Origin of the sequence: Sulfurovum sp. (genome assembly GCA_026990595.1) — a bacterium.
Lineage (GTDB): Bacteria > Campylobacterota > Campylobacteria > Campylobacterales > Sulfurovaceae > Sulfurovum.
The window spans coordinates 1-23004 of record JALXCZ010000045.1; the positions used below are offsets into that span (position 1 = coordinate 1).

Annotated in this window: 25 protein-coding genes; 16 read left to right on the top strand and 9 right to left on the bottom strand. The window is 39.0% G+C overall.

The annotated features are described in order from the left end of the window. Nucleotides 1-625: 625 nt before the first annotated feature. From MVE01_RS08420 to MVE01_RS08430, 3 genes are read right to left on the bottom strand one after another with little or no spacing between them, the layout of a single operon-like run. The gene (locus MVE01_RS08420) at nt 626-1789 is read right to left on the bottom strand and encodes a DUF819 family protein (protein WP_472561739.1); all 1164 of its coding nucleotides are present in this window, start codon (nt 1787-1789) and stop codon (nt 626-628) included. 20 nt (nt 1790-1809) lie between these two features. Beyond that, the gene (locus MVE01_RS08425) at nt 1810-2247 is read right to left on the bottom strand and encodes a methyltransferase family protein (RefSeq protein WP_472561740.1); all 438 of its coding nucleotides are present in this window, start codon (nt 2245-2247) and stop codon (nt 1810-1812) included. After that, the gene (locus MVE01_RS08430; protein WP_472561741.1) at nt 2237-3034 is read right to left on the bottom strand and encodes a patatin-like phospholipase family protein; all 798 of its coding nucleotides are present in this window, start codon (nt 3032-3034) and stop codon (nt 2237-2239) included. Before MVE01_RS08430 ends, MVE01_RS08425 begins: the two co-directional genes overlap by 11 nt. Before the next feature lie 82 nt (nt 3035-3116). Here MVE01_RS08430 and cls (MVE01_RS08435) point away from each other — a divergent pair, with 82 nt between their 5' ends. The 3 genes from cls (MVE01_RS08435) to MVE01_RS08445 all read left to right on the top strand — a co-directional run bounded on the left by cls (MVE01_RS08435) (nt 3117) and on the right by MVE01_RS08445 (nt 5472). Further along, on the top strand, nt 3117-4502 hold the full coding sequence (gene cls / locus MVE01_RS08435; protein WP_472561781.1) for a cardiolipin synthase: 1386 nt from the start codon (nt 3117-3119) through the stop codon (nt 4500-4502). 38 nt (nt 4503-4540) lie between these two features. Beyond that, complete coding sequence (locus MVE01_RS08440) at nt 4541-5248, top strand: endonuclease/exonuclease/phosphatase family protein (protein ID WP_472561742.1); 708 nt, start codon at nt 4541-4543, stop codon at nt 5246-5248. Nucleotides 5249-5310: 62 nt separating this feature from the next. Further along, nucleotides 5311-5472, top strand: coding sequence for a hypothetical protein (locus MVE01_RS08445; RefSeq protein ID WP_472561743.1), 162 nt, complete (start codon nt 5311-5313; stop codon nt 5470-5472). A 12-nt stretch (nt 5473-5484) separates the two neighbouring features. On the opposite strand, the gene MVE01_RS08450 is transcribed toward MVE01_RS08445, so the two are convergent. Both MVE01_RS08450 and MVE01_RS08455 read right to left on the bottom strand, forming a co-directional pair. Continuing rightward, nucleotides 5485-6342: an RluA family pseudouridine synthase gene (locus MVE01_RS08450; protein WP_472561744.1), complete on the bottom strand. Its 858-nt coding sequence runs from the start codon at nt 6340-6342 to the stop codon at nt 5485-5487. Continuing rightward, nucleotides 6343-7617, bottom strand: a complete 1275-nt coding sequence (locus tag MVE01_RS08455) for a DEAD/DEAH box helicase (RefSeq protein ID WP_472561782.1) — start codon at nt 7615-7617, stop codon at nt 6343-6345. A gap of 112 nt (nt 7618-7729) precedes the next feature. On the opposite strand from MVE01_RS08455, the gene MVE01_RS08460 reads away from it, so the two are divergent. Continuing rightward, on the top strand, nt 7730-7903 hold the full coding sequence (locus MVE01_RS08460; protein ID WP_472561745.1) for a hypothetical protein: 174 nt from the start codon (nt 7730-7732) through the stop codon (nt 7901-7903). A 14-nt stretch (nt 7904-7917) separates the two neighbouring features. Here MVE01_RS08460 and MVE01_RS08465 read toward each other — a convergent pair whose 3' ends face one another. Next, on the bottom strand, nt 7918-10752 hold the full coding sequence (locus MVE01_RS08465; protein ID WP_472561746.1) for a helicase-related protein: 2835 nt from the start codon (nt 10750-10752) through the stop codon (nt 7918-7920). Between the two features lie 39 nt (nt 10753-10791). Then, nucleotides 10792-11157: a hypothetical protein gene (locus MVE01_RS08470; protein WP_472561747.1), complete on the bottom strand. Its 366-nt coding sequence runs from the start codon at nt 11155-11157 to the stop codon at nt 10792-10794. 104 nt (nt 11158-11261) lie between these two features. On the opposite strand from MVE01_RS08470, the gene MVE01_RS08475 reads away from it, so the two are divergent. Then, on the top strand, nt 11262-11405 hold the full coding sequence (locus MVE01_RS08475) for a hypothetical protein (RefSeq protein WP_472561748.1): 144 nt from the start codon (nt 11262-11264) through the stop codon (nt 11403-11405). 13 nt (nt 11406-11418) lie between these two features. On the opposite strand, the gene MVE01_RS08480 is transcribed toward MVE01_RS08475, so the two are convergent. Continuing rightward, nucleotides 11419-11889, bottom strand: coding sequence for an HAD family hydrolase (locus MVE01_RS08480; protein WP_472561749.1), 471 nt, complete (start codon nt 11887-11889; stop codon nt 11419-11421). 468 nt (nt 11890-12357) lie between these two features. Here MVE01_RS08480 and selD point away from each other — a divergent pair, with 468 nt between their 5' ends. The 3 genes from selD to MVE01_RS08495 all read left to right on the top strand — a co-directional run bounded on the left by selD (nt 12358) and on the right by MVE01_RS08495 (nt 15075). Next, on the top strand, nt 12358-13392 hold the full coding sequence (gene selD / locus MVE01_RS08485; protein WP_472561783.1) for a selenide, water dikinase SelD: 1035 nt from the start codon (nt 12358-12360) through the stop codon (nt 13390-13392). After that, entirely contained in the window at nt 13379-14536 is a 1158-nt protein-coding gene (mnmH, locus tag MVE01_RS08490; protein ID WP_472561750.1) for a tRNA 2-selenouridine(34) synthase MnmH, read from the top strand. The genes selD and mnmH overlap by 14 nt, the downstream gene beginning before the upstream one ends. A gap of 65 nt (nt 14537-14601) precedes the next feature. After that, nucleotides 14602-15075, top strand: a complete 474-nt coding sequence (locus MVE01_RS08495; RefSeq protein ID WP_472561751.1) for a hypothetical protein — start codon at nt 14602-14604, stop codon at nt 15073-15075. Here the strand turns inward: MVE01_RS08495 and MVE01_RS08500 are convergent. Continuing rightward, a complete protein-coding gene (locus MVE01_RS08500; protein WP_472561752.1) occupies nt 15062-15391 on the bottom strand; it encodes a hypothetical protein in 330 nt (109 codons plus the stop codon). The two genes, MVE01_RS08495 and MVE01_RS08500, sit on opposite strands and share 14 nt — an antisense overlap. 220 nt (nt 15392-15611) lie before the next feature. Between MVE01_RS08500 and MVE01_RS08505 the strand changes: the two genes are divergently transcribed. From MVE01_RS08505 to cls (MVE01_RS08540), 8 genes are all read left to right on the top strand, one after another. Beyond that, on the top strand, nt 15612-16163 hold the full coding sequence (locus tag MVE01_RS08505; protein ID WP_472561753.1) for an HdeD family acid-resistance protein: 552 nt from the start codon (nt 15612-15614) through the stop codon (nt 16161-16163). Further along, nucleotides 16156-17502, top strand: a complete 1347-nt coding sequence (locus tag MVE01_RS08510; protein ID WP_472561754.1) for an APC family permease — start codon at nt 16156-16158, stop codon at nt 17500-17502. The genes MVE01_RS08505 and MVE01_RS08510 overlap by 8 nt, the downstream gene beginning before the upstream one ends. Further along, entirely contained in the window at nt 17502-17684 is a 183-nt protein-coding gene (locus MVE01_RS08515; protein WP_472561755.1) for a hypothetical protein, read from the top strand. The genes MVE01_RS08510 and MVE01_RS08515 overlap by 1 nt, the downstream gene beginning before the upstream one ends. A 27-nt stretch (nt 17685-17711) precedes the next feature. Next, nucleotides 17712-18638 (top strand): EI24 domain-containing protein, encoded by a 927-nt coding sequence (locus tag MVE01_RS08520; RefSeq protein ID WP_472561756.1) that lies wholly within the window; start codon nt 17712-17714, stop codon nt 18636-18638. Nucleotides 18639-18647: 9 nt separating this feature from the next. Then, entirely contained in the window at nt 18648-19295 is a 648-nt protein-coding gene (locus MVE01_RS08525; RefSeq protein WP_472561784.1) for a MarC family protein, read from the top strand. After that, nucleotides 19292-21136 (top strand): mechanosensitive ion channel family protein, encoded by a 1845-nt coding sequence (locus MVE01_RS08530; protein ID WP_472561757.1) that lies wholly within the window; start codon nt 19292-19294, stop codon nt 21134-21136. The genes MVE01_RS08525 and MVE01_RS08530 overlap by 4 nt, the downstream gene beginning before the upstream one ends. Next, entirely contained in the window at nt 21126-21521 is a 396-nt protein-coding gene (locus MVE01_RS08535) for a YidH family protein (RefSeq protein ID WP_472561758.1), read from the top strand. The genes MVE01_RS08530 and MVE01_RS08535 overlap by 11 nt, the downstream gene beginning before the upstream one ends. Before the next feature lie 86 nt (nt 21522-21607). Beyond that, on the top strand, nt 21608-22978 hold the full coding sequence (cls, locus tag MVE01_RS08540) for a cardiolipin synthase (protein ID WP_472561785.1): 1371 nt from the start codon (nt 21608-21610) through the stop codon (nt 22976-22978). The last annotated feature ends 26 nt before the right edge of the window (nt 22979-23004 follow it).

Below are 23004 nucleotides of genomic sequence, written 5' to 3' on the forward strand. Positions count from 1 at the left end.
GGGGCTTTGAGTGTATGGGTATGTATGTTTGTGATTTTCATAGGGTATTGTAACGCATTTTGGGTTATTTTTGAGCGTATGTCTATGTGTTTAAATATTTGGCACTTTTGATGATTTTCATATCTATCTATTGAGGATTTAGGGGGCTGTTTCCTAAATAATAAGTATGATTCTTATCTCGTTCCTATCTCTTTATCATACAGTCTATACAACGTGAAAATGAGTAAAAAGGTGGTATAATTTCTATACTCTTTTCCATCATCCTATATAGATTTGTATTATGGTCTATAATAAAGTCTTATTTTTTAGATAAAAGATACTTGTTGTGATGGAAGCTGTTATTTTTGAGGAATTACCATGCATAAAAAAGAACTAAAGACCTGTCCAAAATGTGGTGAACATTACTTCGGTGAGCATTGTGTAGGATGTCAGAGTAATCAGTACGCTCATTACAGCTCTAATACTTCAATTAAAAATAAAATACTCATCACTTTGGCTTTTTTAGTCATCGTTGTACTCGTTATAATCAAAAATTAATAAAATAGTACAAGACCATGGGTAGTGAAAGATATAAAGACTACTTCCCCTCGTTTGTATAATCAAAAATGTCTTGCTATTTGTAAAATTATCCTGCTATCATCTCCAAAATCTTCCCCACCATCAATCCGCCAAAGGTACCCAATATATACCCCATCATTGCCATAAGTACACCTATGGGGATGAGGGCTTTGGAGTAGGCTGAGGCGAGGATGGGTGCTGAGGCGACGCCTCCGATGTTTGCAAGCGATGCAACACCCAGGCTAAAGAGGTCAAGTCTGAAGAGTTTGGCAAAAATGACCATGACTGTGACATGAATGGCGATGATGACAAAGCCGGCTGCAATGTAGAGTGGAGCCTGGGTGAGTTCAGCGAAGTTGGCACGGCTGGCGATGAGGGCAACAATGAGGTAGAGCATGATATTACCCAGCTCCATAGAACCGGAGAGTTTGGAAAGCGGGCTCATTGCCATGGCAATCCCGGCAAGGGTGGCAAGTATAACCACCCATGTGGTGGTGCTAAGAAATGATGTCGTAGGCAGATACCCTGCAAAGTATTGGCTTAGTGCCGAGACAAAAAAAGCCGCACCAAGCAGAAGAAAAAGTGATTCGAAAGTGATGGGCTTTTTGCTCTCTTCTTTAGTGGCTAGTTTGCTACCCACTTCATCGATGATGCTTGTATCTGCCTTGCTCCAGAGATTGAAACGCTTGGCAAAAGGTACCAAAGCAAGGAGTACCATCACCCAGATGGCGTAGTCTATGGAGTCAATAAGCAGGGCATACCCCATTTTGGAGTCGGGTACGTTCAGTGCTCCCTGAATGGCGACCATATTTCCCGTACCGCCCATCCATGAACCGCTCAGTGCTGCAAATGCTTTCCATGCATCGACACCGAATGCGGTATGAAAGAGAGCGAACATCCCTACAAAACCCAAGGAAATACTTGTTGATGCCAAAAGAAAAGTAAGCAGCATCTTCTTGCCCAGTTTCAGGATCTCTCTCATGTCAGCTGAGAGAAGCATGAGAAAGATCATCGCAGGCAGGAGGTTTGATTTGACAGACTTGTATGCAGCCGTGACTGACTCTGTTTTGTGCCACAGTCCAAAGGTAGAAAAAAGCATCACTGCAAAATAGAGTATGACAATACCGGGCAGGTATGCAAAGAGTTTGTTATGTGTCTTCTTTTCGGTGTAGACGATGCCCGAAGCCAGCATCATTAAAACACTAAGGTAGGTAAATCCATTCTCGATCATCTAAAATATCCTTTTTGATATTATAAAATATATGGTATAAAGAGTTTTGTCTTTTTTCTGTACAGGGCATAGGCTTCATCATGATCCATCCAAAGTAACTCTTCTTTGGTTGCTTTGAGCACCAGTACACCTATGAGAAATGCAAACAGCAGGCTTTCGGTAAGTGTAGGTGTACTCACAAGCACACCCAACATCATAACTATGACCGAAGTGTACATAGGATGTCGTATGAATGCATAGATACCCGTAGTGACGAGTTTGGCATTCTTTTTAATGACCGGTCGCACATGAAAATTGCCAAGTTGGTTGTGGTTCAGTGCCCAAAGCCCAAAGCTTAGTCCCGCAAGGAAGAGAGGCAAAGCAATAGTATCGTGGATAAAAGCATGCAGACCTTTTGAAAAATAGACCATAAGAGCAATCAGTCCAAACTGCAGAAGCACTAAAAGTTTAGGATACATTTATACCCTCCAAAAGTCCAACTCCCAAGGCACGTATCTCATCAACTTTATGAAAGTGGTAGGTTTTGTAGTGTTTTGTTTCAGGCTCAAGAAGATAGATATTCTTATTTGCATTTCTTATGTGTGTCTGTGTCTGGTTGTAAATAAGCAGACGTATGGACTTTTCGAACATTTCAAGGACATTGGCTGTTTTAAAAAAGTTATCCGGCATCTCTTTTTCAAAAGAGTGTTCACCCAGAACATCCACTGCCAGTACTCTGTCAAAGGCCGCCTCGTTGATACCCAGATTTTCACAAAGAAATCCGTCACCATAGGTATTCCCGCCTATCACATGCTCATCAAATATACCTGGTATTGCCATCGTGGCAAGTACAGCATCCCTGATATAAACGTTATCGTTTGGAGCAAAAACCCTTTTATGCCCGTTGAGCAGGTTGGTTGCTATGAGCTTAAGGGGGATGATCGTCTCATTCATTTTCCTATCGCCGAAAAGTCTTTTGAATATGGCTTCTATCTTGCTGTTATCTACAAGGGCATTACCGGAAAATGAGAAGAGTATCCACTTTGAGACAGAGGCAAATGCTTTGATCTCTTCATGTATCTCTTTCTCTTTCATCCCCACAGCCATACAGGCACCGATGATACCGCCCATACTTGTACCGACAATTTCTTTGGGAGCAATAACATACTTTTCCAAGTCAGCCAAAACACCCAGATGGGCAATGCCCAATGCACCACCGCCTGAAAGTACCAATGAGAAGTTGTTTTCTTTGAGATTATGTATCATGAAGGTATTATAGCGTATCCCTTATGTTATAATTCATTATATTAAGGAGTCCACTATTAATGTTACGCCTTTAGAACAACTGATATTTACATATTTACTGATACTCATAGGCAGTATTCTCGTATTTTCTGCTGTGAGTCATATTCTCTACCAAAAACGTTCACCAAGTAGTATGCTCTCATGGATCATATCGGTTTTTTTTCTACCCTATATTGCAGTACCGCTCTATTTCCTTCTTGGTATACGCAAACGTGAATCCTCTCGTAAAAAAAAGTTTGTCACATTCCATGAGATTGACCAATATCGCCCCTATACACTCTATGATTCCCATCATGCACTGCAGAACATATTTAAAAAAAATGGTATTCCTCCTGCAACAAAAGGGAATACCTATACATTGATCACTGACAATACAGCAGCCTTTCATAGACTTTTAAAAGAGATAGAACAAGCCAGGCAGAGCATTGATATCTGTACCTACCTTTTTGAATTTGACAAAACGACTGAAATTATTTTAGATGCCTTGAGTAAAAAAGCAAAAGAGGGTGTAAGGGTAAGAGTGCTTATGGATATTGTAGGTTCGCTGGGTGCGTATTTTCACCAGAAAGGTTTCAAGGCATTAAAGGATGCTGGAGGAGAAGTTGCCTTTTTTACACCTATTTTGAAAAGACCGTTCCAAAACTATATCAATCTGAGAAATCATCGTAAGATCTATCTTTTTGATCAGCACAGTCTGCTTAGCGGCGGGATGAACCTCAGTGATGCATATATGGGAGAGGCTGACGGAACAAAGCGCTGGGAGGATCTTCTCTACTATCTAAAAGGTCCTGCCGTACATTATTTTTATCATATCTTTTATAATGACTGGGTTTATGCTACCAAAAAAGAGAAAATATCAGACAACCCTTCCAAAGAAGAAGCATATCATGGAGAGAGCATTGTGCAAGTTGTCCCTTCCGGTCCTGATATTCCTACTGATGCATTGTATGAATCACTGTTGAATGCCATCTATAATGCTAAAAAGCGCATATGGATCGTCACACCGTATTTCGTACCTGATGACAATATTGTTCAGGCGCTGGTGATCGCTCAGCATAAGGGGGTGGATGTAAAGCTTATCACCCCTAAAAGCTCAGATCATCTATTGGCAGATATGGGAAGAAGTCCCTATATGAGGGAACTTGATGAAATAGGTGCGGATGTCATGCTTTATGAAGGCAGGATGCTGCATGCAAAAGCCATACTCTTCGATGATGTAGGCGGTATGGTAGGGTCTGTCAATCTGGATAATCGCAGTCTCTTCCTTAATTATGAAGTTGTTGCATTTGTCTATTCATCACATTTTATAGAGAGTCTTGAATCATGGATGAATATATTGATGCAAAACACAACAAGAGGTATGAAAAAACCTTCCAAATTTCGTGAAGCCATGGAAAATATGATGAAAGTGTTTGCCCCTTTACTCTGATGTTCTTTCCTTCTATTCTTCATCATCGTTCATGTAGTTTGGCTTCTCATCGCACCATCCCAGACGTTTTTGGTGTACTTTGCTGGAATATTCACAAAAAGAACCGTAAAAATATTGGATTTAAACCTTATTTAAAACAACTCTTAGAAAAAAGTAAGATTGATCTTTTGCTTTTACAGGAAGCCAATTTTAGAGATGACAGACACTTTACACTGCCCGAACTCACCTTTGATGCTGCAGCCAATCTGGAATTCAGAGGAGAGTTCTACGGAGTACTGAGTGCGAGCAGGGTAGAGTCGAAGTATTCTCAGGCTTTTCTTTCAGAAGGCAGGGAGAGTCTTATCGGTCCGCACAAGAGTCTGCTTTTGAGTGCGTATCCTCTTACAGAGGGAAGTACACTTCTGGTACTCAATGTACATGCTATCAATTTTCGGGAAAATCAGCACTATCATAAGGAACTTGAACGTTTTTTGGAACTGATGAAAGACCATACAGGGCCGATGATCATCGCAGGAGATTTCAACAGCTGGAACAAGAAGCGTATGTCCAAACTGCATGAAGTACGAGAAAAACTTGGACTGCTTGCCGTACCATTCAGACAGACAGACAATGTAAAATCATTTATGGGAAATCATTTGGATTTCATTTTTTACCGGGGAATGGAACTACTGGAACATACTGTACTCCAGGAGCATGAACTTTCTGACCACAATCCTCTTGTGGCAAGATTTAAAAGAAAAAGTTGATTCTCTTCACATTTTCTTCACAATTATCCATTATCGTTAAAAAAACAGCAAAGGAGAATAGTATGAATGTCTATAGAAGAAAGTTTATGCAGTATCTATCAATATTAGGATTTGCAGGTCTCACAGGGGTGTCTCTTCAGGCACAAAGTCTAAAAAGTATAGAAGAGCCTGAGGTAGTAGAAGGGTACAATGACGATCTCTTTGATCCTGATGGTTGGCTTTAGAAAAGTAAACTACTATCTTAAAAGTCTGTAAAATTCTCCGGGAGCATCTACCTCAAAACATAAAGGTTTTTTGCTTTTAGGATGTACAATGCTCAGTCTTAGGGCATGAAGTCCCATCCTTACCCCTTTTGTTCCGTAGCGCTCATCACCCACAACACTGTGACCCAGCCACGCCATATGTGCACGTATCTGATGCTGTCTACCTGTCTCTAATTTCACTTCAAGCAAAGAGCTTTTGGAACTGCTCTGCTTTACGTTGTAGTGTGTTACTGCATGCTTTGCAAGAGGGTGATCCCCTACATGCATACGATACTCTTTTTCATCCAGTCTTAAAGGCTCACTGATCGTTCTTTTAGATACTTTAGGTGTTCCTTCTACAATAGCAAGGTATGTTTTTTCAGACTCTCCCCAGGTAGCCATCACCGCTTCTCTCATTTCTTTGGAGGTTGCAAAAAGCAACACCCCAGAGGTCTCTTTGTCAAGTCTATGCACAGGCCAGAGTTTTACACTGTGTTTTGGGCGTGAGAGTTGTGTACGGAGCAGGGCAAGCGCATGTTGTCTATTCTCTTTTGTCGTACCTACAGAAAGCAGTCCTGCAGGTTTGTTTACAGCAATGAGATCTTTGTCATGATAGATGATCTCCAGTTTGTTTGCTGTTTGTCCGGCTGTTGTACTTTTCTGTACCACACCCACTTCTATGATATCACCTTCATTAAGGAGGTAGTCATGTTTGGTTGTAACCACACCGTTTACAGCAACAGAAGCACCTTGCAGACGCTGCTTTACTTTCTTCTTCGACCAGCCAGACAGAGAGTCAAAAAGGAATACTAAAAGCTTTCCTCTCTCTTTTACAGTGTATCTTTCTGCCATTTATGATTTTTTCTTTTTGGACTCTTGTTTTTTCTTTTTCTGTGAAGCGTAGGTGAATTTTCTCTTTTTGTCGTAGTCGATATACCCTTTTTTCTCACGCAGTGATTTTTTACGTGGTCTAGCCTGACGAGGCTGCTTATCGGTAATTTCAAAGCCTTCCATGATTTCACGTTTTACATTGAGTTTAAGGTGTTTTTCTATGGTTGAGAAGTGGTTGTAGTCGTGGATGGTGAGCAGGGTGATGACCTGCCCTTTATGGTTGGCTCGCCCTGTACGTCCTACACGGTGGGTAAAGTCATCAGTCTGCTCCGGCAGGTCATAGTTGATGACAAGTGGCAGCTCGGGGATGTCTATCCCTCGTGCTGCCACATCTGTAGCAATGAGTACTTGTGATTTTCCACTCTTAAAAAGAGTCAGTGCCTTGGCTCGTCCGCCACGCTTGATGTCTCCATGAATGAGTGCTGTCCAGATGCCTTGCTCTTTAAAATACTCAAAAAGTTTATCTGCTGTCTCTTTTTTATTTACAAAAATAAGTACCTGACCTACACCCATATCTTTTACTAGCTTTGCAGCAAGTTCGGCTTTACGTTTTTTATCTACCTTGTATGCTCTGTGTTTAATGAAGTTTACTACATCACGACGGTTACTCACCTCTACAATGACAGGATCACGTAAAAATTCTTTAGCAAGTTTTTTAATGTTTTGAGAGATAGTCGCAGAGAAGCACATCATCTGTTTAGGCTTCGTACAGCTTTTGAGTATACTTTTTATCTCTGCAAGGAAGCCAAGGTCAAGCATGGTATCGGCTTCATCCAAGATCACTGTATTGACATATTCGAGGTTTATTTTTTTATCGGCAATGAACTCCTGTAAACGCCCCGGGGTTGCTACTACGATGTCCACACCTTCTTTTAACTTGTGTATCTGGTCTATTTTTTTAGAACCCCCCTGTACTTTGGCTGTTCTGATATCCATATATCTTGAAAAACCAATGATGGTACGGGAGACTTGGTCTGCAAGCTCAATGGTTGGTACTATAATAAGCGCACGCACCACTTTTTCATCTTTTTTAACGATTTTCTGAAGCTTGTGAAGCAATGGCAGTACATATGCAGCGGTCTTCCCTGTGCCGGACTTTGATGCACCCAAAATATCAAACCCTTTTAGAGCAGGGGGAATGACCTTGTTTTGAATGGCAGTAGCGTTTTCATATTTCTCATGAGCGATGGCTCTTAAAATATCCGGGTGTAAATTTAGTTTTTCAAATGCTTTGATGGTGGTTCCTTGATTGTAATAGACGTATTATATCAAAATGTAGATAGATGCACTTCACAATCATTTCACAAATAGATGATACGTTTTATTATCTTCTCTTCAAGGAATAATAATGATAGACAATGCAAGAAGAAATTTAATGAAATATATGGCACTTTTGGGGATAACAACCATAGTAAGTATAGCTGCACCGGTAAGGCTAACGCTAAAAGAACGTAAAGTTCAGTATGATGCAAATAATGCCCGTACTGATAATGGTTATTATGGATTTGGAGAAACCTGGTAAAGGAAAAGTAGAAATTACTTTCTCCTACGACCTCTATATCCACCACGGCTTCCGTTGGAACCTGAACCTCTTTTGTTTTTATTGTGGCAGGCATCACAAATAGAAAATCGATAAGAGAAGTCCAATACTTTTCCGCATCTTCTACATTTTTTAGTGAAATGCCCCTGCCTGAGAGAGTTTTCTATAAAGTTGTTCAGCCGTACTCTGGCTTGTAATGCTTTATTAACATCTTGGAAAATATCAGGAAACTTAAAACTGAGCCACAGGTAGAGTGATATTTCCCTTACTCTGTCTTCAGCATTTAGCAGCATATCGTTGGTCTGGGCAAATGCAGGAAGGTCACGTGGAGGGATGTAAAGTACTTTGCCTCCAGCTTCGATTTGTCTGATGTAACGGTGAAATACCGATTCAATGTAAGGTGAAGAGATGCTTGCAGGTGCACATGAAAGATAAAAACGTGTTTTCAGATCAAGTGTATATTCATCAACGATCGCAGCGATCTCAAGCATGGAGTCGATGTTGGCTGCTATAAATGGACCGTCAAATTCCATATTGTCGGCAAAGAAACCTAAAATAGTGGTGATATTTTCTGTTTCAAGTATCTCACCTATGAGCATCACATGTTCCAGGCTTGCCATCACTGAGACAGGAAGTGCTATATCAGGAAGAGGAGAGTGGAAGGCTTGGTCAATGGTTTGCAGGGCATTCTCATCCAGTGCCCCGACATAGCCTTTTTCTTCAAAACCGTAACGCCCGGCACGCCCGGCTATCTGTACCACTTCTGTGGGGAGAAGCTCTCGTCTGCGTAAGCCGTCAAACTTGTTGTCTTTGGCAAACAAAATGGTTTTGATAGGCAGGTTCAGCCCCATGGCAATGGCATCGGTAGCTACAAGTATCTCACTCTCTCCTTCTCTGAAACGTCTTGCCTCTTCACGTCTGACTTCAGGAGAAAGGTTACCGTACACTACAGAGACACGGTACTTTTCTGAAAGTTGTTGTTTAAGAGAAAGTACATCACGACGGCTAAAGGCTACTACGGCTGTTTGTGGCTCTATCTTCCTCATGGAGACAGGGTACTTCATCATCTGTAACTCATTTTTGCGTTCAAATGCTACGATCTCAAGATCTTCGCCCAGATACTCACAAAGCTCTTTGACAGCGGGCAGGGCATTGCTAGAACCGGTCAATATCACTTTTTTTGCAGGTGCTCCTATGAGTGCATTTGCCCATGCCCAGCCTCTATCTCGGTCAGAGATCATCTGTATCTCATCGATGACACAGACATCGACATCTACCGAGCTGTTCATCATCTCTATGGTAGAAGAGATATGTGTAGACTCCTCATCGATGATCTCTTCTTCACCGGTAATGAGTGAGACATGCACTCCCTCTTTTTTAAGATTCTCATAGCCCTCGAGTGCCAATAGACGCAAAGGTGCAAGATAATACCCTGTCGTAGCAGCTTCCAGGGCTTTTAGAGCACTATGGGTTTTACCGGAATTGGTTGGTCCTACATGAAAGACTATCTTTCGTTTTAGCTGTCGTGCAAGAGGGAAAAGGTTTTTAAAATCACGAATGGTTTTGGCAAGCAGCTCTTCACGTTTTTGTTTCTCAAGCAGAGGCTTGATATATTCTCCAAAGTGAAAGAGGATGCGTCTTTTACTTTTTTCTTTAAATTTTAATGTTGTAGATGCACGTATTTGTGGTTCTACAAACCGTACGATGAATTCATGGAGTGTATCTTCGGGAATATCCAGTTTTGCACTCATCTCTTCCATCTCGTCAAGCACATCATCTATAGCTACTCTAAAGTGTGCCAAAAGGTCATCATTGACTCGGTTTATGTCTTCCTTTACCGGAAGCTCAACACCTTTCCAAATGAGGTTGTAGAGATAAGGTTTTTCGTATGAAACTGACGTTTTATAGTAAAGAATCGTTCCAAACAGATCATGGTTTTTTTCTTTCTCTATCATAATGTGGTCTGTACTCTCAAAGACCTCATATTTATCACTAATATTAGTTAATATTTTTTCCACAATACCGAGAGAAACAGGTGTATGTAAAAGTGGAGAATCTGTTGGCATACTTTTAAGTGACTTAAAGACTTCATCATCTGACAAATAGGGATGTTCCTGCTCATTTAACTGTGTTAGAAAAGCAGTCAATTCTTCTTGCTTGTGTGTTATAGTTTCTTCTTTAGTAAGACGTAGTTCTTCTATTATTTTTTCATCATCACTGTCTGGCATACCATCCATGTCCAACGAGGCAGTTTTGCATAAAAGAAGTTTACTAAAATCTACCTCTTTTAATATAAATGTAAATCTGTGGTAAAATTCCATTTCATTGTTGGTAGTAAAGGTTGCATCAAGCGCTTTTTCTAACGTATGCAGTCTGTTTTTTATGCGTAGATAATGTAGTTTGTTGCGTATCTTGTCGGGTGTGATTTTAGAGTGTTTTGCATCGATAAAAGCTTCTAAAATGATGTTCTCTTCCTGAGTCGTATGCTCCATAGTTGAAAGTATGCTGAGTATTTTGCCGACTTTATCCGATGCTTCTGTGTCATCACCGTGTTTGCTGCGCGAAGCACCATGGATGGCTTTGTGTCCTTTGGTAAGGTAAGAGACAATCAGCTCTCGCGTACCCGCACCTTCCTCGCTCCAAACACGACGCAGGGCACGCACCATGTCATCGTGTTCATGAGAGGGGAGTTCAAGTTCTAACAGCATAACAAGCTCTATGAGTTTGTCTTCATCTATCGTAGCGATACCCTCATCAAAAGAGAGCCCGTGAAAGTAGTTTCGTATTTTATTGTTGAGTTTTATGAGGTATTTTTTCTTTTTCTTTGCCATGATGACAGTATACTGTAAAAATAATACTTTATTATGTATTTAGAGTCTAATACCTGAATGCTTATTCTGTGTTTTCTTTATTGGTTTTGTTACTTTATCAAAACATGTATATTTAAAGCTCGTAGTAATAGCTTTTTTACGTACACGTATAAGTTTTTCGCAATCATATTTCGTGTAAAGTCTATGACCATAATCACTATATCCACCTTTATTACGCTTTATAACATATATTTTTTTATCTAAATCTGTACAGACCTTACCTTTTTCATTTGGAACTAACCCCTCATAACCTATAAGTTTTTTATCATAATACCGTTGTGCTTGATTAGCAGTATTAAAGTAATCACAAGCCACATTGGCATGGCTATAAATAAAAACTATTCCTAAAATAAATATATACTTCATCTACTAAATCCTTATAATTTCTTAATATTGATTATAGCGTTTTAAATATTAGTTTGTATTACTTTTGGTATTATTATTATGTTTTAAGGTAGCAACTATCCCTTGTGGCAGAAGCATTTAAAGAAGAATTTGACGGCTATGTATGTGAAGTGGCATTGGCCATTGGTTACCATAAAGAGCCAGAAGACTTTAATGTAGCACTTCCAAAGTCAAGATTACGTCATGAGGATGTATTTGTGCACATGTAAAAGAAAATGATGACTACTTTCTCAAGGTAGCAATTAACCGTTTTTCATTGAGTAGAAGCCCCAACACATCCGCTATGTTGACACAAGAAATATCACTTTGCAGTAGCGTAGGGGTAGCACACCCCTCATCCCCAATGATAGCGATGCCGAGTATGGCATTTTGAAGCATATGAGCATCATTATTCCCATTTCCAACAGCAATACAATGTTCTTTCCCCAGCACATCAACATAGGCTGCTTTTTCTGCTATATGGTTGTCAGTTTGCAACACTTTTATTACAACATCAAAGCCTTCCATCTGTGCTTTCACACTCCCAAAAGTATCGGCAGTGATGATATGCACCGTGTAGTTCTCACAGAGTTCAGGAAGCAGGGCTTTCACCTCAACTTTCAGCACACCATCTTTGGCAATGGTACCGTTGTAGTCTAGTACAACGTGTTCTAAAATGAGTGTTTTATAGTAGGGGATTTCGATGGTTTTCATGAGGTTGCCTTAGTATGGTTTGGGGTATTTTAGCATTTATTTCCTTTTTGCAGACATGATTTTGTAGGTCGGGGTATCCTTACCCCGACATCAATTTGCATAAAATAATATTCACAATGGTTTTGTGGATTTGTATACAATTATGTTCATGTGATTTTGGTTTTTATCTCACTTTACATTATTGTCGGGGTTAGGGCACTCCGACCTACACCGTCATGGTATTTGATATGTTCTAATGGTTCAAAATTAACCTCCCTCTTACCAAAAAAGCACTAACATTTATTAAACCCAAATTATGTAATAGAAATTACCAAACTAGCAAAAGTCATTGCACCGTGGGCATTTACAAATAATCATCGATTAACCTAAGGGTTAACCTCAAATTCTTTGCAAACACCCACACTGCAAGCACTATCACTAATTTTGGCAATCCTATTGCATAATTTGGGTTAAAAATATAAAGAAGTAATTATGCAAGAAATAAAACTAACCCAATACAGCCATGGAGCAGGATGTGGGTGTAAAATCTCACCAAAACAGCTCGATAATATTTTAAAATCTGCCAGAGAAACTATAATGTATCCAGAACTACTTGTGGGCAACTCTACCAAAGACGATGCGGCGGCATTTGATCTTGGTAATGGTACTTCTGTACTCTCTACTACGGATTTTTTTATGCCTATTGTGGATGATCCTTTTACCTTTGGGCGTATTGCTGCTACCAATGCCATTAGTGACATCTATGCGATGGGTGGTAAACCACTTATGGCTATATCCATTTTTGGGTGGCCGGTGAAGAAGCTGAGTGATGAAGTAGCACGTTTGGTGATAGATGGTGGACGTTCTGTATGTGAAGAGGCAGGCATACCATTAGCAGGTGGGCATAGCATTGACTCTCCTGAACCCATTTTTGGTTTGGCGGTGACAGGTTTGGTGGACAATGAAAATTTGAAACAAAACGACACTGCCCAAGAGGGTTGTGAACTCTTTTTGAGCAAGCCACTGGGTATCGGTATCTTAACCACGGCACAAAAACAGGATAAAATCGCCGAGGGAGACATAGAACCAGCTGTAGAGGCGATGTGTACACTCAACAAGATAGGTGCAGAAATCTCTGCACTTGAGGGGGTGACTGCCATTACTGATGTGACAGGCTTTGGATTGCTTGGACACCTGACTGAGATATGTGAGGGGAGCGGCATCTCTGCGGTAGTACGTTTTGAGGATGTGCCACTGCTCCCAAAAGTTAAGGAGTATCTGGCTATGGAGTGTGTGCCTGGGGGTACACGGCGTAACTTCGAGAGTTATGGACACCACATCGGCAAGATGACGCCAGAGCAACAAGACATCCTCTGTGATGCCCAAACCTCAGGTGGACTGCTCTGTGCTGTGCGTAAAGAGAGTGTCGAAGCCTTTTTGGCACTTACACGTAAAGAGGGGCTTGAACTTAAAAGCATCGGTGAGACAGTAGCACGGGGAGAACATCTCGTTGAAGTCCTTTGAGACAGAAGAGTATACCCCTGTAGGTACGGCAGATGAGATAGAGGCGATAAAAAAGCTTGATCTGCCTTTAACGGACGATTTTTGCCGTATTGTGCTGGAGAACAGACCACTTATTGATGTGCGTGCTCCTGTAGAGTTTAAAAAAGGCTCGTTCCCTACCGCGGTCAATCTACCTCTTATGACAGACGAAGAGCGCCACCTTATAGGCATTCGTTACAAAGAGCAGGGCAATGCCTCTGCTGTACAGCTTGGCAAAGAGCTTGTAGGTCCCGTGAAGCAGGAAAGAATAGCAGCATGGATGGAGTTTTTGAAGGCTCATCCAGATGCATATCTGTACTGCTTCAGAGGTGGACAGCGCTCACAGATCTCTCAGGCATGGGTACAGGAAGCAGGTATCAGCATTCCGCGATTAAAAGGTGGGTATAAAGCTTTTAGGACTTTTTTAATGAAGGAGGGTGAACGTATCAGCAGTGAAGCTGATACACTTATCATAGGTGGTCGTACAGGCAGTGGGAAAACCTTGCTTATCCATCAGATAGACAACAGTATCGATCTTGAAGGACTTGCCAACCACAGGGGCTCATCTTTTGGACGCTTCATCTCTCCTCAGCCTGCACAGATAGATTTTGAAAATGACCTTGGGTATGCACTGATCAGACATGAGGCAAAAGGATATAAACATCTTATTATAGAAGATGAGAGCCATAATATAGGACGGGTATACATTCCCAAACCGATATTTGACAACTTTAGAAAAGGGAAACTGATTCTTTTAAAAACACCTATGTATGAGCGAGTGGAGATCACTTTTGATGAATATGTAACGCAGGCACTGAAAACCTATGAATCGAACTATGCAGACAAGGGTGCCAAAGTATGGTTTGACGATGCCAATGCCGGGCTGGATCGCATTAAAAAGCGTCTGGGGAATGAGCGTTATACTACCATTAAAACAGCGTTTTATGATGCTTATTTGGAACAAAAGCGTACAGCAGATACGACCCAACACAAAGAGTGGATAGAGATGCTGCTTAGAGACTATTATGACCCTATGTATGATTATCAGATAGAAAAGAGTGAGGTACCTGTTGTGTTTGAGGGAAGTGCCGATGAAATTTTGGGGTATCTTGGCAGAGAGAATTGAGGTAAATCATTTTTATGGTTAATCTATTCTACTATAATAAATGAATTAATTTTTTGGAGAAATAAATGAGACTTTTATCATTACTTGGCATCTTACTGCTTACTGCTGCAGCCTGGGCAACAGTACCTGCTACCATGCAACCTTTTAACCCGACCATACAAGTGAATGGAGACCTTAAGGTCGACAAGATGAGAATGCAAAATCTTAATGTAGTAAAAAAAGCGGTAGAAGGGATACGTGAAACACTGCCGCAAAAAGTAGATGCCTACACACAAATGGTCGGTGTTGACAGTAACGGTACGGAGCTCATCTATACCTTTGAGGTAGATGCCGGTCCCAAAAGTGACGAAACACTTAAAAAAGAGGGACAGACACGTATGACACCAGTGATACGAAAAGGTATCTGTACCGATGCCAAACGTTTTTTACAATCAGATATTACCATCACCTACCGCTATCTTAACAAAGCTACCCGAAATGAGATACTTAAAGTTACGATGGATAAAAAGGCATGTGATTACAATACTATGACTCAATAGTCACTATATTTACCAACTCCACCCCGTCACACTCTTTTTTAAAACGTTTATGTTTACGGGCATCCTCTTCTGCAAGTTCAAGCAGATCTGCAAAATCATTTTTGCTTGCAGTAAATGCAAATACCTCTTTTTGTGTCTTGATGTAAATCTCTGTATTTTCCTTACCCGAAAGTGTAAGATTCCGTAAACCTTTTGCAAATTCACTCTTGATGGCTTTGGCGACTTTTTCATTGTCAAGCAGTTCTGAAAGTTTTACCTCTGCGCTTACATCATTTTTACACATTACTGTATAACTCACTTCTATCAATCCTTCCATGATTCACTCCTTAATGTTGTTTATTGTCTAATGATAGTCTATTTTATGTGAGTTTCATAAAAAAATGTCATATTGTAATATTTTTTATCAGTGTTAGCCAGTTGACAGATAAAAAACATAGGATTAGTAGATAATGCTATAGCAGAAAGTAGAATTGCAACCTAAGTATCATACAGCAATTATATGATTCTGCTAGAATAAAAAGAAAAAAGGAGTCAATATGTGGCAATACCCAAAAGATTTTGATCTTTTTGATCAAATAGGAAAATATGCAAAAATAGCGGGGATTATTTTTATGATATTAGGATTGATTGGAGCCATATACCCCATATATGCGTCTTTTGCAACTGTTGTCTTTGTTGCCTGGCTGATGCTTATCGCAGGTATGTTTGCAGCCTATTTTACGTATGTAACAGACCGCACTGACTGGGCAGGCTGGCTTAAAAGTGTTATTTTGATAGGTGTAGCACTCTATATGCTGTTCTCACCGTTGGGAGGGGTTGCAACATTGGGCTTGCTCTTTTCTATCTATTTTTTTATGGATGCATTTGCAGGCTTTACTATTGCTTCTTCCATGTACCCAAACAAGGGGTGGGGAATATGGGTATTTAATGCAGCACTCTCTTTGATCATAGCAATACTTTTCGTCATAGGCTGGCCGTTCTCTTCCCTCTATCTCATTGGACTGTTTGTAGGATTCAGCCTCTTTTTTGATGGACTGGCACTCTTAATGGGTGGAAAACTTTTCAAAAAAATGGGAATAAATGAATAATAATGCAAAAGCCTTTGGACTCTGGAGTGCGGTCTTTTTAGGCATTGGTTCCATGGTCGGGGCAGGAATTTTTGTCCTTTTGGGTGAAGCAGGAGCAATAGCAGGCAATCTGGTATGGATCTCTTTTGTATTAGGTGGGATCATTGCATTGCTCAGTGGTTACTCTTTGGCAAAATTGGCAACTGCATACCCAAGCCGTGGAGGTATAGTAGAATATTTGGTTCAGTGTTATGATGAGGGGATCTTTTCAGGTTCACTTTCCGTACTCTTTTATCTCTCTGCTATGGTTGCCATAGCGATGGTAGCTAAGACTTTTGGTACCTATGCTGCAATGATGAGCGTAGGAGTAAATAGTCCCCTTTGGGCAAACAGTTATGCCGTAGGAGTTCTACTTCTTTTTATGGTTATCAATCTTGCAGGAAGCTCTCTCATTGCCAAAAGTGAAAATATTATTGTGATCATCAAGCTAACTATTATCATACTCTTTACGGTTGTTGTATCTTTTTATATCAATCCGGCACTGCTTTCTCTTAAAGATGCCCCGCCTGTGATGAATGTCTTTTCTTCTGTAGCACTTACGTTTTTTGCTTTTGAAGGTTTTCGTGTCATTACCAATACCGCAGAAGATATGGAAGATCCAGGGAAATTGATGTTAAAATCTATGACAGTAGCGATATTGTTTGTAATGATTCTATATGTTGCTGTTACTTTTGCGGTATTTGGAAACTTGACGTTACCCCAAATTATAAAAGCACAGGATTATGCACTGGCAGAAGCAGCCAAGCCTGTTTTTGGACACATAGGTTTTACTGTCATGGCAGTAGCCGCGCTCATTTCAACAGCATCATCTATCAATGCCAATCTCTATGCGGTAACCAATGTTACCTACCAGATGGCAAAGAACGGTGAACTTCCAAAGGTCTATGAACGTAATGTCTGGCACAGTAGTGAAGGGCTTGTTGTAAGTACCGTTATCTTAATAGCCTTTGTGCTTTTTTTTGACCTGACAGAAATAGCTGCTATTGGATCTATCTCTATTTTATTTATTCATGCTTTGGTACACATAGGACATTTGCTTAAAATCAAAAAAACAAAAGCATCTAAATTTTTAGTCATCTTGGCAATTATTACTATTACACTGGCAATTATTTTGGCATTACAATATACTTCAAAACATATACCTGATGTAGGATATTTTATTGCCGGAGGTTTTGTATTGGCTTTTATTATTGAGATAGGACTTCGTTTATTAACCAACAGAGTCGTTACGAAGCAAACAAATAAAAATCTACTTAAAAATGTAGAAAATGAAATGAAAAAAATTATAGGAGAAAAATAATGGAAAATGAAGAAAAAAGAATTGTAATCAAGGGGATTGACATTCCTTTTATGGATTTAGTGGTATTATTGGTCAAATTGGCTTTTGCCTCCATTCCGGCAATGATCGTTATATTTGCAGTGTTTGGTATTTTATCAGCACTCTTTGGTGGTGTATTTAATATGTTTATGTTTAGAATTTAATTTGGTAGAGAGAGGTAGGAAAAACAGATGAAAAATACAATACAGGCAATCCTTTTTGGATTTAAAGAGCTCTTAAGTTGGAACACAATGAAGTATGCCCTCATAAGCGGATTTCTTGTAACTCTTTTATGGGTAGGTATAGGGACGATGCTGTGGGAAACCCTCATAGGACTCAGTAGTCATATACTGGAGATGGTTCCTTTTTCCATGGTACGTTCAAACGGTGCATGGATGCTCTCTTCTTTTCTGTGGCTTCAGTTGGTACTGCTCACTTTTGCTCTAATATTTGCTTTTTTCGGTAATATTATTTTACGTAGTGTCTCTAAAGAGAAATATACTTCTTTCTCTTTACTTGTGATTGCAGGAAGTGCTATTTTTTGGGGGATAGTCTGGATATTTGAGGGTGGGTACATCTATCAGCAGTTCCTTAAACTTCTGACTTGGCTTCCATTTGAGACAGTAGAGAAGGGGATCGCATTTCTTATAGGTTTCTACCTTATCTACAATGCTATTGTAGTTACGATGGTGTTTGTCACGAGTTTGTTCAGTGAACCACTGATCACTACAGTGGAAAAACACCATTTTAAGGGAGATGAAGTACGCAGAGACCATGTTTTCAGTTCTGTAGGCTATACGCTAAAAGACAGTATCATTTTTATTGTTGCCTCGCTACTCGCTTTTCCTTTACTTTTTATTCCAGTACTAAACATACTCGTACAGGTTGCATTATGGATGTGGCTGATTAAAGATACCATGAGTTACGATGCCGCTGCTTTGACTTATGAAAAGGTTAAAAAAGAAGAAATTAAAAAACATCGGTTCGCACTGTGGAACATCAGTTTTGTTACCGCACTGTTCAACTTTGTACCCCTACTCAATCTTTTTGGTCCCTATTTTGGTGAGATTGCAATGTTTCACTATTTTAAAGCAGGAACAAAAAATGAAAAGAATTAAGTGATCAAGATGTTACTGACACCTTATATTTCGCTACTTATGCATGATACGATAGCACTCATCACAATACTGAACCCTTTAGCGGCTGCAAGCATTATGATCTCTCTCATCGGGAGCGAAGCAACGTCTTTAACGGTACGCCCCATAGCATTTAAAACAACATTGGCAATCATTATTGCAGGGCTTGTTACACTCTATTCTGGTGAATATATTTTTAAGTTTTTTGGTATCAATGTGATGTCCATTAAAGTTATTGGTGGAATTTTATTGATGATGATTGCTATCAATATGGCATCAGGAAACTCGAGTAAATCAAGACATACACCTAAAGAACATGAAGAGGCAGAAGAGAGTGAAGATATATCAATTGTTCCTTTGGGTATTCCTATTTTATTTGGACCAGGAGTCATCGCTACTATCATTGTTTTAAACAATACAGCTATGAAAACACTTTCCCTGCTAGATAGTTATATAATAGTCAGTCTATCAATTCTTCTTTCCAGCATTACAACCTATTTTATCTTGGTAAATGCCACGTATATTAATCGTATTTTAGGTGTCACCGGGATGAAGATACTGACACGTATTATGGGACTTGTCGTAGGAGCGATTGCTGCACAATTTATGGTTTCAGGTATTAAGGGGTTATGGGGATGAAAATCTTCATGAAAATCTTCTTTATTGTATGCTTTAGTGTTGGGATGCTTCAAGCCTATGATCTCAACAGTACCATTATTGATGGTAATACCACTGTCTACAATACACTACTTAAAAAAGTGGATAATGAAAAAAATGTAACTTCAGAAATATTACTTGAAAAGTCATTGATTCAGCTTCTTCTTGAAGATGAAAAAAAGAGTTTAGTGAAAAATGATTTAAACATCACCATGCCTAAAAAGAGTGATGATTATAAAATGATTTTTCAAAACTATCTTGACTTACTAACACGTAGAGACAAGGTACAAACCGCATTAGAGCAAAACAAAGAAAAAATAAATACGATAGAAGATGAAATCCAAAAACTAAATAAAAATAGTACAAAAATACTGCCTCTTGAACTTCAGGATGCCGTATATCATAAGAATATATACCTGTACAAGAAACAAATTACTGCGTATACAAACACCATAAAAAAGATTGAACAAATCGTGATGAATACATTGGGTCAACTACAAATTGATACTTCTGCCATTAAGAAAAGTATAGAGAAAAGTAAGTTACAAGAAGAGCATATATCCAATAAAATCAATGCTCTTCAAATCAATAAAGAACAAGCAGATTTACTAGACAATACGAAGGAGTCATTGGCACTTGAAAAGAGCATCAAGAAATTAGATTTAAATCATCAGAAAATTGTTCAAGATATTGTCTCTTCCCAATTTCTTCTTTTTACGGCAGCATTAAAAAATAAAGAAAAAGCTGCTTTTACTTTAGAGAATGAGCTATTAAAAGAGGAAGAGTCATTAAAGATGCTTTCTTCTGATGTTAGAGACACCTTAACACTTTTACTTCATACGATGGAAAACAAATATCTTGGGACACTTCAGACACTCACTGGATCAGGAGAAGAAGAGATTAAGACACTGTGGTATAAAGTATGGAACCTTATTGCTCAACCAATATTTAGTATCAACGAAACCCCAATCAGTATTTTTAAACTTTTTATTACATTACTTATTTTTATAATAGGCTTCATCCTTGGTGCTCTGTATAAAAGAAAAATTAAAAACATGACATCCAATCGGCGTTCATTTACAACTTCTACACGTACATTGTTGGCAAATATGGGGTATTATCTTATCATTCTTATTGCATTTTTTATTGCTTTGAATGTACTGGGGATTAAGCTTTCTTCTTTGGCCTTTGTTGCAGGTGCACTTTCTGTGGGTATTGGATTTGGCTTACAAAACATTGTCTCAAACTTTGTATCTGGGCTCATCTTAATGTTTGAACGCAGTATTAAGATTGGAGATTATATACAATTGGATGATGACCTTCGAGGGTATGTCAGTGACATTCGCATGCGATCTACAACAGTAAGTACCAATGAAAATATTGATGTCATCATTCCAAATCAGAAGTTGATTGAAAACAATGTGATAAATTGGACAATGAGTGACAATATACGACGGTTTTCCATCCCTTTTGGTGTGGCGTATGGTACGGATGCTCATAAAGTGATTGACCTTGTGACAGAGGCAGTACTCCATAGTGAATTAAAAGTAGACATTGTTGAGAATAAACAGCGTCAAACTCGTGTGATCATGACTGAAATGGCAGACAGCAGTGTGAACTTTGAACTTCTTGTCTGGGTGAGGGGTGATGAACTACATAAACCAAAACGTACTGCATCGGCATTTTTAATTGTCATTTATGATGCACTCAATAACAATCATATTGAGATTCCATTTCCTCAACGAGACTTGCATATTCGTACCGTAGAAGATACTTTTACGATAAAACAAACAAATAGAGAAAAAGAAAACAATGAAAAATAATTCTAAAACTCCCATAGACCCTAAAGATTTAATGGCAGTGGAACGGGCAACGACTTCACTGATAGGTACTGCTATTTCTCTCATTATTTTAGGATTTGTTGTTGAAAAGTTTGAACTTTTTCTTCACCTTATTGAGATTGAATTAAAAGGTAAAGCCGGGAGTAGTTTACCACAGTTAGCACATGCATATTTTTATAACTATATTGGTATAGCTATTGTCAGTGCAGGTATTATTCTTGCATTATATACCTATCGTTACTATACAAAATGGATTCAACATTTACAAAAAGGTCAGCTTGATACCGATAAAAATATCTACTTTATTTTATCAATGTTTGTAGCCTTTATAGGTGGATTACTTCTGGCTAGTATGATTCTTATATAAAAAGTTTTGATACTAAAATAAACAATTATCAAAAGTAAAAGGAATATTTCATAGACATTACATTTTTTGATATTATAATAAACTATCTGTTTGTTGTTTTTGGTGGTATTCTACTTTTTCTTGCATTGGGACATATCCTTTATCAAAAACGCTCATCATCCGGAATGCTCTCATGGATTCTAGCTATTATCCTGCTGCCTCATATTGCAGTTCCACTTTATTTTTTTATAGGTATACGTAAACGCCGCTTGAGTGCAGATAAACGATATATTGCATTCAGCAGAATGGATGAGTATACCCAATATGAGATTGAACCCTCTGAATATCCACTGACACGTTTACTTGAGAAAAATGGTATTCCTCCTCCTACGAAAGCAAATACCTTTGAACTAATCACTAAGTCTTCAGTTGCCTACGAACGTATAATGTATGAGATAGAAAATGCGCAAGAAAGCATTGATATCTGTACCTATGTATTCAAATTTGACATAATGACAGACTCTCTATTGGATGCATTGAGAAAAAAAGCTTCAGAAGGAGTAAGAGTGCGCATACTTATTGATCTGGTAGGTTCTCTAAGTGTAGCTTTCGATAAAAAACGATTTTCTCAGCTAAAAAAGGAAGGAGGAGAAGTAGTTTTTTTTCGACCTTTTACCCTTAAACCTTTTCAAAATTATATCAATCTCAGAAATCACAGGAAAATATATCTTTTTGACCAAAAACGTCTCTTAAGCGGTGGAATGAATTTAAGTAATGAATATATGGGACAGGAAGATGGAAGCAAGCGCTGGAAAGATCTGCTTTACTTTATGCAGGGACCTGCGGTGCATCACTTTTACTCCATTTTTTATAATGATTGGATATATGCCACAGGTAAAAAGATAAAAATTGATTTTATCGAACCTCAATATCATCATGGAACAGATATCGTACAGGTAATACCTTCGGGTCCGGATCTTTCTATAGATGCACTTTATCAAACACTGATTGATCTTATCTGCTCGGCCAAAGTACGTATCTGGATCGTAACACCGTATTTCGTTCCTAACGACACCCTGATGGAGGCATTAGTGATGGCAAGTAACAAGGGGGTTGATGTGAAACTACTCACACCCAAAAAATCTAATCATCTTTTAGCAGATATGGGAAGAAGTCCTTATATGAGAGATTTGGAAGAAGCAGGGGTTGATGTAATTTTATATAAAGGGAATATGCTACATGCAAAAACCATACTTTTTGATTCCAATGTTTGTATGGTTGGGTCAGCTAACTTTGACAATCGAAGTCTTTTTCTTAATTATGAAGTAGTTAGTTTTATTTATTCATCCAAGCACACCCAAATACTTGAATCATGGATAAAAGATCTAATCCAGTACTCAACAAGAGGTCTTGATAAACCATCAAAAATACGTGAAGCCACTGAAAATATCATGAAGATATTTGCTTCCATACTCTAAAAGAGTATCTTTCTTTCTCGTTAAGC

Bases quoted from the DNA above. Each gene is read 5' to 3' on its own strand.
- MVE01_RS08420 (WP_472561739.1), bottom strand. From the start codon at position 1,789: ATGATCGAGAATGGATTTACCTACCTTAGTGTTTTAATGATGCTGGCT.
- MVE01_RS08425 (WP_472561740.1), bottom strand. From the start codon at position 2,247: ATGTATCCTAAACTTTTAGTGCTTCTGCAGTTTGGACTGATTGCTCTT.
- MVE01_RS08430 (WP_472561741.1), bottom strand. From the start codon at position 3,034: ATGATACATAATCTCAAAGAAAACAACTTCTCATTGGTACTTTCAGGC.
- MVE01_RS08445 (WP_472561743.1), top strand. From the start codon at position 5,311: ATGAATGTCTATAGAAGAAAGTTTATGCAGTATCTATCAATATTAGGA.
- MVE01_RS08450 (WP_472561744.1), bottom strand. From the start codon at position 6,342: ATGGCAGAAAGATACACTGTAAAAGAGAGAGGAAAGCTTTTAGTATTC.
- MVE01_RS08460 (WP_472561745.1), top strand. From the start codon at position 7,730: ATGATAGACAATGCAAGAAGAAATTTAATGAAATATATGGCACTTTTG.
- MVE01_RS08465 (WP_472561746.1), bottom strand. From the start codon at position 10,752: ATGGCAAAGAAAAAGAAAAAATACCTCATAAAACTCAACAATAAAATA.
- MVE01_RS08470 (WP_472561747.1), bottom strand. From the start codon at position 11,157: ATGAAGTATATATTTATTTTAGGAATAGTTTTTATTTATAGCCATGCC.
- MVE01_RS08480 (WP_472561749.1), bottom strand. From the start codon at position 11,889: ATGAAAACCATCGAAATCCCCTACTATAAAACACTCATTTTAGAACAC.
- MVE01_RS08495 (WP_472561751.1), top strand. From the start codon at position 14,602: ATGAGACTTTTATCATTACTTGGCATCTTACTGCTTACTGCTGCAGCC.
- MVE01_RS08500 (WP_472561752.1), bottom strand. From the start codon at position 15,391: ATGGAAGGATTGATAGAAGTGAGTTATACAGTAATGTGTAAAAATGAT.
- MVE01_RS08505 (WP_472561753.1), top strand. From the start codon at position 15,612: ATGTGGCAATACCCAAAAGATTTTGATCTTTTTGATCAAATAGGAAAA.
- MVE01_RS08510 (WP_472561754.1), top strand. From the start codon at position 16,156: ATGAATAATAATGCAAAAGCCTTTGGACTCTGGAGTGCGGTCTTTTTA.
- MVE01_RS08515 (WP_472561755.1), top strand. From the start codon at position 17,502: ATGGAAAATGAAGAAAAAAGAATTGTAATCAAGGGGATTGACATTCCT.
- MVE01_RS08520 (WP_472561756.1), top strand. From the start codon at position 17,712: ATGAAAAATACAATACAGGCAATCCTTTTTGGATTTAAAGAGCTCTTA.
- MVE01_RS08525 (WP_472561784.1), top strand. From the start codon at position 18,648: ATGTTACTGACACCTTATATTTCGCTACTTATGCATGATACGATAGCA.
- MVE01_RS08530 (WP_472561757.1), top strand. From the start codon at position 19,292: ATGAAAATCTTCATGAAAATCTTCTTTATTGTATGCTTTAGTGTTGGG.
- MVE01_RS08535 (WP_472561758.1), top strand. From the start codon at position 21,126: ATGAAAAATAATTCTAAAACTCCCATAGACCCTAAAGATTTAATGGCA.